At 69.2% G+C, this 14,309-nt stretch carries 10 protein-coding genes; 7 read left to right on the top strand and 3 right to left on the bottom strand.

Features of this window, described 5'->3' with window-relative positions; translation table 11 throughout:
• Positions 1 to 67: 67 nt before the first annotated feature.
• Entirely contained in the window at positions 68 to 2,479 is a 2,412-nt protein-coding gene (locus tag ACSBPH_RS08265) for a family 43 glycosylhydrolase (RefSeq protein ID WP_442577110.1), read from the top strand.
• 84 nt (positions 2,480 to 2,563) lie between these two features.
• Here the strand turns inward: ACSBPH_RS08265 and ACSBPH_RS08260 are convergent, their stop codons facing one another.
• The gene (locus ACSBPH_RS08260; protein WP_442577109.1) at positions 2,564 to 4,048 is read right to left on the bottom strand and encodes an alpha-L-arabinofuranosidase C-terminal domain-containing protein; all 1,485 of its coding nucleotides are present in this window, start codon (positions 4,046 to 4,048) and stop codon (positions 2,564 to 2,566) included.
• 139 nt (positions 4,049 to 4,187) lie between these two features.
• The gene (locus ACSBPH_RS08255; RefSeq protein ID WP_442577108.1) at positions 4,188 to 5,735 is read right to left on the bottom strand and encodes an alpha/beta hydrolase; all 1,548 of its coding nucleotides are present in this window, start codon (positions 5,733 to 5,735) and stop codon (positions 4,188 to 4,190) included.
• Between the two features lie 498 nt (positions 5,736 to 6,233).
• Between ACSBPH_RS08255 and ACSBPH_RS08250 the strand changes: the two genes are divergently transcribed.
• Positions 6,234 to 7,316: a LacI family DNA-binding transcriptional regulator gene (locus ACSBPH_RS08250; RefSeq protein ID WP_442577107.1), complete on the top strand. Its 1,083-nt coding sequence runs from the start codon at positions 6,234 to 6,236 to the stop codon at positions 7,314 to 7,316.
• On the opposite strand, the gene ACSBPH_RS08245 is transcribed toward ACSBPH_RS08250, so the two are convergent.
• Positions 7,313 to 8,350, bottom strand: a complete 1,038-nt coding sequence (locus ACSBPH_RS08245; protein ID WP_442577106.1) for a LacI family DNA-binding transcriptional regulator — start codon at positions 8,348 to 8,350, stop codon at positions 7,313 to 7,315. The genes ACSBPH_RS08250 and ACSBPH_RS08245 overlap by 4 nt on opposite strands.
• A gap of 151 nt (positions 8,351 to 8,501) precedes the next feature.
• Here ACSBPH_RS08245 and ACSBPH_RS08240 point away from each other — a divergent pair, with 151 nt between their 5' ends.
• The 5 genes from ACSBPH_RS08240 (at position 8,502) to ACSBPH_RS08220 (ending at position 14,276) form a co-directional block, all read left to right on the top strand.
• Positions 8,502 to 9,479: a sugar phosphate isomerase/epimerase family protein gene (locus tag ACSBPH_RS08240; protein ID WP_442577105.1), complete on the top strand. Its 978-nt coding sequence runs from the start codon at positions 8,502 to 8,504 to the stop codon at positions 9,477 to 9,479.
• A complete protein-coding gene (gene dhaL, locus ACSBPH_RS08235; RefSeq protein ID WP_442577104.1) occupies positions 9,476 to 11,290 on the top strand; it encodes a dihydroxyacetone kinase subunit DhaL in 1,815 nt (604 codons plus the stop codon). The genes ACSBPH_RS08240 and dhaL overlap by 4 nt, the downstream gene beginning before the upstream one ends.
• Positions 11,291 to 11,293: 3 nt before the next feature.
• Positions 11,294 to 11,755: a ribose-5-phosphate isomerase gene (locus ACSBPH_RS08230; protein ID WP_442577103.1), complete on the top strand. Its 462-nt coding sequence runs from the start codon at positions 11,294 to 11,296 to the stop codon at positions 11,753 to 11,755.
• Positions 11,752 to 12,705, top strand: coding sequence for a 3-hydroxyacyl-CoA dehydrogenase family protein (locus tag ACSBPH_RS08225; protein WP_442577102.1), 954 nt, complete (start codon positions 11,752 to 11,754; stop codon positions 12,703 to 12,705). The genes ACSBPH_RS08230 and ACSBPH_RS08225 overlap by 4 nt, the downstream gene beginning before the upstream one ends.
• A gap of 203 nt (positions 12,706 to 12,908) precedes the next feature.
• Complete coding sequence (locus ACSBPH_RS08220; RefSeq protein WP_442577101.1) at positions 12,909 to 14,276, top strand: ABC transporter substrate-binding protein; 1,368 nt, start codon at positions 12,909 to 12,911, stop codon at positions 14,274 to 14,276.
• Positions 14,277 to 14,309: the final 33 nt, after the last annotated feature.

Genomic DNA, 14,309 nt, shown 5'->3' with positions numbered 1-14,309 from the left:
GCAAAGGAAACCCGGTCTGGGACTGCAAGAAACCGCAGAACAAGGAGGATATCTCTTGGAGATGAAAGTGGAGAGGCGAGCCCGGCAACGGTTCGCCGCGATGGCGGCGGCAGGCTTGCTGCTCGTCGCAGGGCTGGCGATGGCCAGTCCCGCGTCGGCCGCCGATGAGGAACTGATCACCAACGGCGGATTCGAGGCCGGCACCACCGGCTGGTTCGCCAACAACGGCAACTCCGCCGACGGGGCGACGCTCGCGCTCACGAGCGACGCGTTCGCGGGGGCGAGTGCGCTTCGGGTGTCGGGACGCCAGACGACGGGATCCGGTCCCATGCAGGACCTGTCCGGCAAGCTCACGGCGGGAAGCACGTACACCGTCAAGGCCCGCGTCAAGTACGACAACCCGAACAGCCCCGCGACGAAGCAGTTCTTCGTCACGATGCACTACGGCGGCGGCACCTACACCAACCTTGGTTCGGTCACGCCGCAGCGGGGCCAGTGGGGGTACATCAACGCCACCTTCACGATCCCGGCGTCGCAGAGCGTCGCGACGACGCGCATCTTCATCGAGACGCCCTGGGTCGCTTCGGCGACCGCCACGGCGGCGCCCGACACGCACCTCATGGACTTCACCGTCGACGACGTCTCGCTGGTCGGCGCTCCGCCGCCCCCGCCGGCATCGAAGACGATCGAGGTCGTGGGCAAGCTCCCGGGCGAGCACAACCCGCTGATCGGGCACAAGTTCGGCGCGGACGGCTTCGGCTTCGTCGACAAGGGCCGCGTGTACATGTACATGACGAACGACACGCAGGGCTACGCGCCCAACCCGCTGACGGGTGTTTCGGCCTCGATCAACTACGGCAGCATCAACCAGATCACGCTGATCTCGTCGACCGACCTCGTCAACTGGGTCGATCACGGCGAGATCCAGGTCGCGGGCCCGACGGGCGTCGCACCGTTCACGAACAACTCGTGGGCTCCGGGCATGGCCAAGAAGATGGTCAACGGCAAGGAGAAGTACTTCCTCTACTACGCCAACGGCGGCGGCTCGAGCAACGTCCTCACGGGCGACTCCCCGGTCGGTCCGTGGGTGAGCGAGCGCACCAGCACGCTCATCAACAGCAGCACCCCCGGTGCGCAGGGCATCAGCTGGCTGTTCGACCCGGCGCCCCTCGTGGACGACGACGGCAAGAGCTACCTCTACTTCGGCGGTGGCCCGGCTTCGACGAGCTTCCCGGCGGCGGAGCGGTTCAACAACCCGAAGAACATCCGCGTCATCGAGCTCGGCGACGACATGGTGTCGACGAAGGGCACCGCTGCCGTGGTCGACGCCCCCGTGGCGTTCGAGGCCGCGCAGGTGTTCAAGCGCGGTGACAAGTACTACCTGTCGTACTCGTCGCACTTCGGCGGGAACGACTTCGGTGGCAACCAGACGGCGCTTCCGGGCTACCCCGGCGGTGGCCAGATCGGCTACATGATGTCGGACGACCCGATGTCGTGGCCGAAGGAGGCCTACGCGGGGGTCCTGTTCCCGAACCAGTCGCAGTTCTTCGGCGCCGGTACGGGCGGCAACAACCACCAGTCCGTCTTCGAGTACGAGGGCAAGTACTACTTCACGTACCACGCCCCCACGCTCAACAAGCGGATCAACGGCAGCACGACGCAGGGCTACCGCAGCCCCCACATCGATGAGCTGACGTTCAACGCGGACGGCACGGCCAAGCAGGTCGTCGGCACCTACCAGGGTGTCCAGCAGGTGCGCGACTTCAACCCCTACCGGGTGTTCGAGGCCGAGACCCTCGGCTGGAGCAAGGGCATCGCGACCGCGAAGCTCGCCGGCGCGAGCGCCGAGTTCGGCGCCACGGCACCGAACATGGTGCTCACCGACCTCGACAACGGTGACTGGACGGCGCTGTCGTCGGTCGCCTTCGGCGAGAACGGCGCCTCCTCGGTGACGGTCAAGGTCAAGCCGCTGCAGTCGGGCGGTCAGATCCAGGTGCGTTCGGGCAGCGAGACCGGCGCGGTGCTCGCGACGATCCCGGTGACCGGTGCGGCCGGCCAGTGGACCGAGCTCTCGGCGGACCTCGAGGGCACCACCGGTACCCACGACGTGTTCTTCACGTACTCGGGTCCCACCGGCGACCTGTTCGAGATCGACACCTACGCCTTCACGGCTGCTCCGGAGGCGCCCTCGCTGGACGTCTCGGTCGTGGCCGGCACGCGCTGCGTGGCGGGCAAGGCTGTCGTGACGGTGCAGGCGACCAACAACGAGGCCGTCCCGGTCGCGCTGTCGGTCTCGTCGTCGTACGGCACCAAGACGGTGGCGTCGCTCGCGGCGGGCAAGAGCTCGGCGCAGGTGTTCACGACGCGTCTGGCATCGGTGCCCGGGGGCGCGGCATCCGTCGTCGCCTCTGCGACCGTGGACGGACAGCCGGTCTCGGTGACCGTCGATGCGTCCTACGCCGCACATTCCTGCGGCTGAATGAGCAGGGTGGCCCGGGGACGCGTCTGCCCCCGGGCCACCCACCCGCTCCGCGAGAGGATTTCCCGCGGCGCGAAGCAGACCTCACGCGGTCCGCATCACCCCTGAGTTCGAGACCGACCAGGGGTGAGCGGACCGCCCTTGCGTCCTGAAGGGGATCCGGCAGACCGACACGCTGTGCGGCGGGAGCACTGCGACGCCGTCCGTGAACGCGATCCGTCGATCGACCGGCCTCACGGCATCCGGAGCATCCACGTCGTTGTACGCGTCGGCCCGGTCGCCCGCGAGGACCGTCGCCGGGTGTTCGCCGCTCACGGCCCACCCGCCCACGACGACCCGGACTGCTGCCTCGGCGCGGTCGCTCTTGTTCACCAGCGCGATCGTGATGAGGCCCTCGCCGTCGCCCGTGGCGACGGCGTCCACGAGCGGTACGGATCCGTAGCCCGTGTCGAAGTCCGCCGACTGGATCTCGGCATCCAGCACGCGATCGCCGAGCAGATCGGCGTACATGCGCAGCAGATGGAAGGTCGTGCGGCGCACGACACCGTCCGGATGCACGTAGAGGGGGCCCCGCGCGTTGACGGTCGGGGCGATGTTCGCCATCCCGACTCCGTCGGCGTTGCGCAGGCAGCTATTGAGGAAGCACGCCGAGAAGACGGCATCGGCCATGGTGTAGGTCGAGTTGAGGTCGTTGCGATCTCGCGCGGCGATGGCCGCGGCATCCGTCCCCGTCGGGTGGTGCCACCCGCGCAGGTTCCATTCGTCGAACGCGATCTTCACATGACGGTGACCGGATGCCTCGATCATCGCGCGAGCGAGGGCGATCTGCCGCTCCGGCTCCATCGTCTTGGCCATGCAGGCGAGGTAGGAAGAGGGTTCGTCGACCTCCCACAGCTCATCCCAGTAGCCGTGGATGGACAGGAAGCTGAGATGCTCGCCCGCCTGATCGAGCAGAGGAAGGGCCCAGTCGGTCCGCTCGACGGCCGCGGCGAGCAGGCTCACGTCAGGATCCGTGCGCAGGATCTGCTTCGCCGCCTCCGCGACGTAGGCTGCCCACTCCGTGCCCGTCTTCGCGCCGAGCTCCCACGCGCCGTAGTTCTCGTTCCCGATGCTCCACAGACGCACACCGTACGGATCGCGATGGCCGTGCTCGACGCGAAGATCGGCCCACCGGCTGCCCGGCGGGCGGTTGACGTACTCGACCCAGTCCGCCATCTCCTCGGGCGAGCCCGTGCCCGCGTTCGTGCAGAGGTACGGCTCCGCGCCGAGCTCGGCGCACCAGGCGAGGAACTCGTCGGTGCCGAAGGTGTTGGGGTCGGTGACGCGCCAGGCGCGATCGTACGTCGGCCGGCGCGATGGCCCGACGCCGTCGAGCCAGTGGTAGCCCGAGACGAAGCAGCCACCCGGCCAGCGCACGTTCGGGACCTTCAGCTCGCGCAGCGCCGCGAGGACGTCTTGACGGAACCCGCGCTCATCGGACAGCGGTGAGCCCGGATCGAAGAGGCCGCCGTACACCTGGCGGTGGAAGTGCTCGATGAAGTGGCCGAAGATGTGGCGGCTGTACGGCATCTGACGGCGGCCGGGGTCGATGCTGATGACGGCCTGAGGTGCGGGGGAGATGAGGCGTCCTTCGTCGGGGCGAGGAGCTGGAAAGCGAAGTGGGCTGCCGGCGAGGAGATCCTCGCCGGCAGCCCGCTTCCGTGGCAGGTCAGTCCAGCCAGTGGGTCAGGTTCGTGTTGATCTGCGCGGCGAGGTCGGTGAGAGTGGCCGCCTGGTCAGCGGTCACCTTGCCGTTCGACACGAAGTTCGCGACCTGATCGGTGTAGCCCTTGAGCACATCGAGCGCCTCGACGCTGTCGCCCTTCGCGATGAGCTTGAGGGTCTGGTCGAGCTTGACCGTGAGGGCGTTCTTGTTGCCCTTGTTCAGGCCCGTGGCCGCGACGTTGTTCTTCAGCTGCCCGATCTCGTCCTGGATGAACGCCTCGGGGTGCCACAGGTAGTCGCGCGCCCACAGCGAGAACATCTCGTTCCAGGTGTTGAAGTCGTGAGCACCGGGCACGACGACGTTCTCCGAGAACGAGAAGTTGTCGATGTTGGCCACCGTGTTCGCGTTGGGAAGACCGAAGTCCCACGCCCCGCCGCCGAACAGGATGTACGGCGCCAGCAGGTCTGGCGTCGTCGTGCGCACGCTCGCGCCGCCGCTCCACGGACCGTAGTACCCGAAGGCGTCGGCGTCGAAGTTGATCAGGTTGTTCGTCACGATGCTGCCGGCAGACAGACCCGCGAACGCCCGGTCGATCGGCTTCGTCGAGACGTTGTAGTTCGCCTCGACGAAGGGGATCACGACGTTGCGCAGGTTCGGGTAGCCCTGGTTCGCGGCACCGAGGTAGTTCGTGTTCGTCGTGATGACGACCGCGGGCTCGGTGGTGCCGTCGTCGAGCAGGTTGTCCATGATCACGGGGACGTTGCCCATGTTCATCCAGTCGGACTGGTCCTGACCGCCGCCGTGCTGCATGTAGATCGTCTTGTACGGCTCAGCGCGGTTCGGGTCGTAGTTCGGCGGGAGGTAGACGCCCGCCGTGCGCGGGATGCCGTTCAGCGGGGCCAGGCCCGGGATCTGGACGTAGCTCCACGTGCCCTTGGCCGAGTCGGCGCGGGGCAGCTCGATCTGACGGTCGGCGAGCGGCGCGTAGTTCTGCTTCGCGTCGTCATAGGGCACGAACACCTTGTTGAAGGCGCGGCGGGCCGTTCCCGTAAGACCGTCGGGGGCGTAGATCGGCGAATTGGCCGGGTCGGCGACCCACAGGCTCGTGTTGTTGTTCACGTAGAACCAGTACTGGTTCGCACCGGCGGCCAGAGGGACGTCGATGACCCAGTAGCCGTTGCCGGCGTTCGTCATCTGGACGTCGAGCCCACCGCCGCCCCGCATGAGGCCGGGCTTGTACTGGCCCGGCTGGTACACGGTGGTGTCGGTGCGGTCGGCCCAGTTGCGCAGCAGGACGTCGGCGGCGAAGCGCACGCTCGTCGCGGTGGGGTTGTAGTAGACGAAGTGCCCCGTGTACCCGGTCGGAGAGTTCGGATCGGCCACCACGGTGGGACCGGGGGTCAGGTTCACATCGTCGGCCTGGGCGGCGAGTGGAGCCGTGCCCAGCACCAGGGTGGCGGCGATACCCAGCGCAGCGAAGGCCTTCAGGCGCCTGGTGCGCCCACCGCCTTCGATCGTGTCGGATGTCGTCCGGGATTGCAGAGCTCTCATCACTGTTCCTCCTTGAACTCGAATGAATGTGAGCGCCCACAGGCTGCTCGACGAGGCCCAGGTTAGCCACGCTTTACGACGTTGTAAAGATGCAATCTACGACGTTGTAAATTACACTCGGCGACGGTGCTCCGCCTTCGGCCGGCGATCCGCCGTGCCGTTCGCACGGCGCGCGCACGACGCGCCGCGGGGACGAGGCATCCGTCCGGCGTGTCTTCGGCGGATCGTGCGGACGGCATCGCTGCCCTGCCACGCGCACTCGACGGGTCGCCTCCTCGGCTGAGCGGGGGACCACGGGCGACGGACGCCTCGACCCCCGTGATCCGCCACGCGCGGCGCGCGCCCCGCTTGACATGCCGGGCGCGGCGAGTCAGAGTCTGCTCAGGCGTTTACTACGTTGTAACCACACCCGATGAACGCAATCCCTCGTCGACCCCGCGGTACGCACTGCGCCCGCACGTCTCTGCCGGTGCCCCCCGACCGGCCGATAGGAGCTCGATGGCCCGACACGCCTCCTCTTCACGCGCCCGGCCGAGCATCTACGACGTCGCGGTGCGCGCCGGCGTGTCGCACATGACGGTCTCGCGGGTGATCAACGGCCACACCAACATCAAGGAGTCCACCCGCGAGCACGTGCTGCGCGTGATCGAGGAGCTGGGCTACCAGCCGAGCTCGGTCGCCCGCGCGCTGGCCTCCCGGCAGTCGCGGAGCGTCGGGGTGATCGTGGATGCTGCCGACCATTACGGGCCGAAGAACACGCTGCTCGCCATCGAGCGCGCCGCCCGCGAGGTCGGCTACACGGTCGCCGCGTTCTCGCTGAACGGGTTGGGCGACGGGGGCATCCGCGACGGGATCGCCGATCTGTCCAGCCACGGCGTCGACGCCATGTGCATGATCGCGCCGCGCACGTCGTCGCTCCTCGCCGTGACCGGAGCCCCGCTCGACGTGCCGACGGTCGTCGCCGGCGATGTCGACGACCGTCCGTCGATGATCACCGTCGCCGTCGATCAAGGCCATGGGGCCTCCCTCGTCGCGGAGCACCTCGTGGGGCTCGGGCATCGCTCGATCCTGCACCTCGCGGGGCCGCTGGACTGGATCGATGCGCGAGCCCGCGAGCGCTCGTGGCGCGCGGAGATGCAGCGGCGGGGGCTCGAGTCGCGCACCCTCGTCGGCGACTGGTCGTCGGACTTCGGCTACGAGGTGGGGGCGCGGCATCCGCTCGACGATGTCTCGGCCGTCTTCGCGTCGAACGATCAGATGGCCCTGGGACTGCTTCACGGGCTGTCGACGCGGGGGATCCGCGTGCCCGACGACATCGCGGTCGTCGGCTACGACGATGCGCCCGAGTCCCGCCATCTGCTGCCGCCGCTGACGACGGTGCGTCAGGACTTCGACGCCGTCGGCAAGGCCGCCCTGCAAGCCGTCCTGGATGCGATCGAGGGCCGTCCGGTGCAGGCGCGGCAGCGCGTGCTCCCCGAACTCGTCGTCCGGGCCTCGACGGTCGGCTCTGGATCACAGGCTCAGCGGCTCGCGCCCGCTCGGGCCCTCGAGGTGGAGGCGCCGCTCGAGTCGGCGATCTAGTCGTCGGTGCTGGCGAAGCCCGTCGACTCGCGCCGGATGATGCGGAAGGCCGGCTTGAAGGTCTCGGGAGGGCGACGCTCGCCCTTCTCCTTGATGCGCTCGATGAGCCGGTCGACGGCGATCGCGGCGATCTCGTCGCGGCCCGTGTCGACCGTCGTCATCGAGGGCACCGAGTACTTGCTCTCGTCGATGTTGTCGAAGCCGATGACGGCGACGTCGTCGGGCACGGTCATGCCCTCTTCGCCCAGCGCGCGCAGCACGCCGAGCCCGAGGGTGTCGTTGAGGGCGAAGATCGCGTCGAATTGCACACCGTCCGCGACCATCCGATGGGTCGCGGCGGCACCGCCCGCGCGGTTCCACTGCGACATCGCGGTGGGCCGCACGAGCGCGGGATCGAGGTCGATGCCGGCGCCCTCGAGGGCGCGGAGGTAGCCGCGCAGTCGCAGGTTCGCCGAGTTCGGCTCGTCGCCGCCGTCGAGGTCGGCGCCGATGAGCGCGATGCGCCGGCGGCCGATCTCGAGCAGGTGCTCGACGGCGGCCTGCGCCGACGACATGTTGTGCATCGTCACGTGGTCGGTGGGTCCGCCGAAAATGCGCTCGCCGAGGAGGACGAGCGGTCCGTCGACGAGGAGCGCCTCGGCGTCGTCCTGTCCGAGGCTCACGGGGCTGAACAGCAGGCCGTCGAGGAATCGCGGCCGGCTCGTCGACACGGCGCGGAGCTCGGCATCCCGCTGCCCGCTCGTCTGCTCGACCATGACGCCGAGCCCGCGCTTCTCGGCGGCGCGGATGACGGCGTCGGCGAGTTCGGCGAAGTAGTTCTCGCGCAGCGACGGGACGGCGAGCCCGATGACGCCCGTGCGACCCGAGCGCAGGCCGCGTGCCGACAGGTTGGGACGGTAGTCGAGCTGGTGGATCGCCTCGTTGACCCTGTCACGTGTGCCGGGGCGCACGTGGGGGTAGTCGTTGATGACGTTGGACACCGTCTTGATCGACACGCCCGCGACTCGCGCGACGTCGTGCATCGTCGGTCCCATGCCGTCCCCCTGCCCTTGAACGTCTGTACTCTACTGCGTCTCCCCGCGCGAAACGGCGGAATTCCACGCGCCGCTCGGTTTGCCGGGCGGACGAAATGCAACGTTGTACTTTACGGTATCGTGCCCGTGTGCGAGCCACTGAGGACCGAGGATGCTGAGCGCCGACGACTGGCCGATCGCGGCCGCGATGCTGCCGATGGGCGACGCCCATCCCGCCGCGGATTCCCCGCCGCCGGTCGAGCGCTGGCTCGCAGACCTCGGCGAAGTGCACGACGCCGGCTTCTCGCACGTCGACCTCACCGACTCGTGGGTGCACTACGGCGATCTCGCGCCGGGGCAGGTCGAGGCGCTGCGGCAGTGTCTCGCGGCGACCGGATCGACGGCCGCATCGCTCTCCGCCATCCGCCGCAGCGTCATCGACGAGCGCGACGGCGAGGCGCACCTGGCATACGCCCATCGCACGATCGAGGTCGCGGCGTCGCTCTCGATCCCCGTCGTGTCGGTCGGGCTGCACCGGGCGTTGACCGCCGCCCAGCGCGATCAGCTGTGGTTCTGGACGGTCGAGGGCCATCGCGACCCGTTCGAGGATCAGGATGCCTGGTCCCTCGCCGTCACGCGCCTGCGCGAACTCGGGCGGCACGCGGCGGACGCCGGTCTGATCCTGTCGCTCGAGCTCTACGAGCACACCTTCCTCGGCACGTCGGAGTCGTCGGTGCGTCTCGTCGAGGAGATCGGCCTCGACAACGTGGGTCTCAACCCCGACATCGGCAACCTGATCCGGCTGCACGAGCCGGTCGAGGACTGGCGCGCGATCGCAGAGGCGACGATGCCGTACGCGAACTTCTGGCACGTCAAGAACTACACGCGCGACGAGGATGCCGCGGCCGGCTTCGTCTCGACGGTGCCGACCTCGCTCGAGCTCGGTGTCATCAACTACCGCGAGGCCGTCAAGATCGCGCTGCGCAACGGCTTCCAGGGCGTCATCTGCGTCGAGCACTACGGGGGCGACGGGCTGAGCGTCAGTGCGACCAACCGGGACTACCTCCGGCAGCGCGTGCTCCCGCGCCGGGACTACACGCCGGGAACCAGTCGCGTGCGGCAGTCTCACGGGACGGATGCCTCGTCATGACGCGCATCTTCGAGGATCCGGACTCGTTCGTGGCCGACGCCCTCCGCGGCTTCGCGCGGGCGCATCGCGACGAGGTGCGGCTCGTCGACGGGGGAGTCGTGCGCGCGCGGCCGCTCGACTCCGGCAAGGTCGCGGTGCTGATCGGCGGCGGTTCCGGCCACTATCCGGCCTTCGCGGGCTACGTCGGCGAAGGCCTGGCCGCGGGCGCCGTGTGCGGCAACATCTTCACGTCGCCATCGACCGCGCAGGCGCTGCGCGTCGCGCACGCTGCCGACGCGGGCGGCGGCATCCTCTTCACCTACGGCCGCTACGCCGGCGACGTCATCCACTTCGGCGAGGCCGAGAAGCGCCTGCGCGCCGACGGCATCGACGCGCGCACCGTGCTCATCACCGACGACGTCGCCAGCGCGCCGGCCGACTCGATCGACGAGCGGCGAGGGATCGCGGGCATCCTCTGCGTCTTCCACATCGCCGGCGCCGCCGCCGACCGGGGCGACCCGCTCGACGAGGTCGAGCGCCTCGCCCGCCTCGCGAAGAGCCGCACGCGCAGCCACGGCGTCGCCTTCGCCGGCTGCACGCTCCCCGGGGCCGACCACGCGCTCTTCACGGTGCCCGAGGGGCAGATGTCGATCGGCCTCGGCATCCACGGCGAGCCCGGCGTGCGCGACGTCGCGCACCAGCCGGCCTCCGAACTGGCCGTGACCCTCGCCGAGCCGCTGCTGGCGGAGCGACCGGATGACGCGAGCCGCGCCGTCGTGCTCCTCAACGGGCTCGGCTCCGTCACGCCCGAAGAGCTGTTCGTGCTCTTCGGCTTCGTCGTGGACCACCTCGAGAGCCGCGGCGTCGAGGTCGTCGATCCCCGCTGTGGCGAGTTCGTCACGAGTCTCGACATGGCGGGCGTGTCGCTGACCGTGCTGTGGCTCGACGACGAGCTCGAGGAGCTCTGGTCGGCTCCGGCCTCCGCGCCGGGCTTTCGGAAGGGCACTGTCGCCGCGGCGGCGCCGAGCGCGCCCGGAGGCGCTCCGGGCGCCGCCTCTCCTCCGGCGACCCCCGGCTCGGCTTCGCGGAACTCGGTGCCCGGGTCGGCCGCTCCCGGCCCCGAGCCCGAACGCCCGCCCGCGACGGCCGCCGCGCAGCACGCCGCGCGCGTCGCGCGAGAGCTGCTCCACGCCGCGCGCGATGCGGTGGCGGTCGAGGCCGACCGCCTCGGGGAGCTGGACGCGATCGCGGGCGACGGCGACCACGGGATCGGCATGCTGAGGGGCGTCACCGCGGCCGTAGGCGCGGCAGACGACGCCGACCCGGCCGCGGGAGTCCGCGAAGTGCTGCAGGCGGCTGGCGAGGCGTGGTCCGAGACGGCCGGCGGCACCTCCGGGGCGCTCTGGGGCGCCGCCCTCGTGCGGCTCGGCGAGTCTCTCGGCTCGCCCGAGACGATCACCCCCGCGGATGTCTCGGCCGGCGTCTCGGCAGCGGCAGAGCGGATCGCGGAGCTCGGCGGCGCGAGCGCGGGTGACAAGACCATGCTCGACGCGCTCCTGCCCTTCGCCGAGGCTCTCGCGAGCGAAGTGTCGGCCGGTGCGTCGCTGCCGGCCCCGCTCGCCGCGGCGGCGGAGGCGGCCCGCCGGGGCGCCGAGGCGACCACGGCCATGACGCCGCGCCGCGGGCGGGCGCGCCCGCTCGCCGAGCGCAGCGTCGGCCACCCCGACCCGGGGGCGACCTCGTTCTCGATCATCGCCGACGTCGTCGCACAGGCGGCCGTCGCGCCCGAAGCAGTCGCGCCGGAAACAGTCGCGCCTGAAGAAGCGGAGTGAACCATGGGATGGACGATCGTCGTCGGAGCCGATGACGCGGGATTCGCCTATAAAGAGGTGCTGCGCGAGATGCTCGAGGCCGACCCGCGCGTGAGCGACGTCGTGGATGTCGGCGTCACAAGCGCGGAGGCGACGCCGTACCCCCGCGTCGCCATCGACGCGGCCCGGATCGTCGCGCGCGGCGAGGCGGATCGGGCTCTCCTCGTGTGCGGAACGGGCCTGGGCGTCGCCATCGCGGCCAACAAGGTGCGAGGCATCCGTGCCGTCACGGCTCACGACAGCTACTCGGTCGAACGATCCGTCAAGAGCAACAACGCGCAGGTGCTGACCCTCGGGGCACGAGTCATCGGTCTCGAACTGGCCAAGAAGCTCGTCGACGAATGGCTCGAGCATCGGTTCGACCCCGATTCGGCCTCGGCGTCGAAGGTGCGACTGATCGACGATTACGAAGGAGACCCCCGATGATCACGAAGACGGCGGTGGTCGGCTCCGGCTACATGGGTGGGGGCATCGCCCAGGTGCTCGCCCTCGCGGGTCGCGAGGTCGTGCTGGCCGACCAGAGCGCCGAGCTCGCCTCCGCGAACCTCGAACGCATCATCGGGGAGGCGGACGACTACGCGGCGCGCGGCCTCTTTCCGGCCGACGCCCGAGAGCGGATCGAGAGCCGGGTGAGTGCGGCTTCGTCGATCGAGGATGCCGTGGCCGACGTCGACTTCATCGAGGAGGCCGTGCCCGAGGTCCTCGAGATCAAACACCAGACCCTCGCCCGCATCAGTGCGGCCGCTCGTCCCGACGCCCTGATCGGCAGCAACACCTCGACGATCTCCATCGGTGCGCTCGCGGAGGCGGTGCGGCACCCGGCGCGGTTCCTCGGCGTGCATTTCAGCAATCCGGCGACCTTCGTGCCGGGTGTCGAGGTCATCCCGCACGGCACGACCGATCCCGGAGCGGTGACACGCGTCGTGGAACTCCTCGCGGAATGCGGCAAAGTGGGAGTGCCCATCACGGATGTCACGGGTTTCGTGCTCAATCGGCTGCAGTACGCCCTCTTCAGCGAGGCGGCACGGCTCGTCGAGGAAGGCGTCGCAACTCCCGAGGCGATCGACCTGATCGCCCGCACGACGTTCGGCTTCCGGCTCCCCTTCTTCGGACCGTTCGCGATCGCCGACATCGCAGGACTGGATGTGTATGAGTTCTGCTACCGGTCGCTCCACGACGCCTATCCGGATCGCTTCAGCGAGCCCGGCATCCTCGCCGAGCGCGTCGAGCGCGGCGAGAAGGGCGTCAAATCGGGCCGGGGGTTCCTCGCGACGCCTCCCGAGCGTGCTCCCGAGCTGGCCGCCTACCGCGACCGGGCGTACGCGTCTCTCGCCGATCTGCTGCGCGATCTCGGAAGCGCCCCGGTCGATTACTGACCGGCTCCGAACTTTCGGCGCCGGATGAGGAAATCCCGTTCATCCCTTGACACCGGAGCGACCCCGGTGGCAAAGTTTCTACAACGTTGCTCTACAACGTTGTAGACCACGCTCCCGAAGAGGCTTGCTCACCCCGGCCGGCCCCTTTTCCGGAGACGGTCGCGCACCGACGAAGATGTCCAGCAAACCGAAAGGAATCTCCAGTGAAGACGAATCCTGTCCTTGCTGTGGTGGCCACGCTCGTGCTGGCAGGCGGCCTCGCTGCCTGCTCTGCCGGCGGGAACGACGGCGGATCCACTGGCGGCGGCGGCGGCAACGCCGACGCGAACTGCTCGAACACCATCAAGAAGCCCGATGCCCCTGTCGTGACGCTGTGGGCGTGGTACCCGAACTCCGAGGCCGTCGTCGACAACTTCAACGAGGCTCACGACGACGTCCAGGTCTGCTGGACGAATGCCGGCGCCGGCGGCGACGAGTACGACAAGTTCCAGACCGCCATCTCGGCGGGCAGCGGCGCCCCGGACGTCGTGATGGTCGAGGCCGACCGCATCGCGCCGTTCCAGGTGCAGAACGCCCTCGTCGACCTGAAGGACCTCGGCTACGAAGACGTCAAGGACAACTTCAGCGAAGGCGCCTGGAAGGACGTCTCGGTCGGCGACGGCGTCTACGGCGCACCGATCGACGGCGGCCCGATGGGCATGATCTACCGCAAGGACGTCTTCGACAAGTACGGCATCACGCCTCCCACCACGTGGCAGGAGGTAGAGGCATCCGCCCAGAAGATCAAGGATGCCGGCGGCCCCGTGTTCGCCAGCTTCGCCGCGAACCAGCCCGCCTACGTCACGGCGCTGATGTACCAGAACGGCGCCGAGCCGTTCACGTACGACCCCGCCAAGGAAGGCGAGATCGGGATCGACCTGAACAGCGCCGAGATCAAGGAAGTCCTCGACTACTGGGCGGGCCTCGTCTCGAAGGGCCTGGTCGGTACGGAGGACCAGTTCACGCCGGAGTACATCTCGGGTGTGATCGCGGGCGACTACGCCACGTACCTCTCGGCAGCGTGGGCTCCCGGATACCTCCAGGGCGCCGGCGTCGGCGAGGGTGCGGACGCCGGTGTGTGGGCGACCGCTCCCATGCCGCAGTGGGACGCCTCCAAGCCGATCGCCATCAACTGGGGCGGTTCCGCATTCGCGGTGACGAGCCAGGCGAAGAACCCGGAGCTCGCGGCGAAGGTCGCCTTCGGGGTCTACGCCGACCAGAAGTCGCTGGATGACGGCTGGCAGAACCAGATCATCTTCCCGCTCAACCAGAGCGTGCTGAAGTCCGACGAGTTCCTGAACTACGAGGTGCCGTTCTTCGGTGGCCAGCAGGCCAACAAGGAGGTGTACGTGCCGGCGGCCAACGCCTACAAGGGCATGACGTACACGCCGATCGGCCAGTACTACTACTCGGCGCTGACGAAGCAGATCGCCCGCATCAACGACGGATCCGCCACCGGATCCGAGGCCGCCGACGCCCTCCAGAAGGACGTCGTGGGCTACGCGGAGGAGCAGGGCTTCACCGTCAAGTGACGGATGCCGGGGGTCGGTCCGCGTTCGCGCGGA

Origin of the sequence: Microbacterium sp. F51-2R (genome assembly GCF_052180235.1) — a bacterium.
Lineage (GTDB): Bacteria > Actinomycetota > Actinomycetes > Actinomycetales > Microbacteriaceae > Microbacterium.
This window is presented reverse-complemented; position numbering and strand designations above follow the sequence as displayed.